2 protein-coding genes and 1 tRNA gene are annotated in these 717 nt (G+C 63.5%); all 3 read right to left on the reverse strand.

All coding sequences use genetic code 11. The annotated features are described in order from the left end of the window. Nucleotides 1-75 precede the first annotated feature (75 nt). Nucleotides 76-207 carry a hypothetical protein gene (locus tag A8V01_RS29520; protein ID WP_281256475.1) on the reverse strand — a complete coding sequence of 44 codons (132 nt, stop codon included), beginning with the start codon at nucleotides 205-207 and terminating at the stop codon, nucleotides 76-78. Beyond that, complete coding sequence (locus A8V01_RS28890) at nucleotides 195-476, reverse strand: hypothetical protein (RefSeq protein ID WP_211294959.1); 282 nt, start codon at nucleotides 474-476, stop codon at nucleotides 195-197. The genes A8V01_RS29520 and A8V01_RS28890 overlap by 13 nt, the downstream gene beginning before the upstream one ends. Before the next feature lie 119 nt (nucleotides 477-595). Further along, a tRNA-Met gene (locus tag A8V01_RS04935) sits at nucleotides 596-672 on the reverse strand. Between the last annotated feature and the right edge of the window lie 45 nt (nucleotides 673-717).

Below are 717 nucleotides of genomic sequence, written 5' to 3' on the forward strand. Positions count from 1 at the left end.
GCCGTGGCGGGATGTCTCCGGGCTACGTCCTCCGCCATCCCGCCACGGCGTAAGCGCCCGTCAAACCCCGGTCCCCTATTGCACGCCGATCCCGGTCCCCGTTTGCGCGCCGATTGACAGCTTGATCCGTCGGCTCACGTCGAGCGCACCACCCGCCTCGACGCTGCGCAGCATCTCGAGCACCTGCGCAGCAGTCACCTTGCGCATGTCGATCCCGCCGAGCGCCAGAAAGCCATCGCGCTCAGCCGTCGCAGCAATCGCGACGCATGCGCCTCATCAAGCCCGGAGAGGCGATTGGCATGCCATGCTCGCGCCACCTGCTCGAAGGTCTTGCTCTTATAGAGCGAGACGTCCTTTCGAGGCTTGCAGATCGCACCCGCGCGCCAGGTGGTAGCGGTGTGGCTGGCAGTCTCGCCGTCGATATTGGTCGGTGTGGTCGAACAAGTGGCGGCGCAGTCCGCCGACAAGACGGACATCTCGCGCAGCCCCACCTGCTCCTGCGGCCCCCCGCGCGCACGTCAGATTGTGTTGTGGGGGTGTATCCAGGGGCATTGTGTGCCGTTGGGTGGTGATTTTGAGAGAGTTGTATTGGTGTTGGTTGCGGGGGTAGGATTTGAACCTACGACCTTCAGGTTATGAGCCTGACGAGCTACCGGGCTGCTCCACCCCGCGTCACCGTATTTTTTTGCGTCGTTTGATGGACGCAAAAAGGGCCCT

Origin of the sequence: Novosphingobium guangzhouense, from assembly GCF_002896965.1 — a bacterium.
In the GTDB taxonomy this organism is placed as follows: Bacteria; Pseudomonadota; Alphaproteobacteria; order Sphingomonadales; family Sphingomonadaceae; genus Novosphingobium; species Novosphingobium guangzhouense.

Coding starts and splice junctions, on each gene's coding strand:
- A8V01_RS29520 (WP_281256475.1), bottom strand. CDS start 207: ATGCGCAAGGTGACTGCTGCGCAGGTGCTCGAGATGCTGCGCAGCGTC.
- A8V01_RS28890 (WP_211294959.1), bottom strand. CDS start 476: ATGTCCGTCTTGTCGGCGGACTGCGCCGCCACTTGTTCGACCACACCG.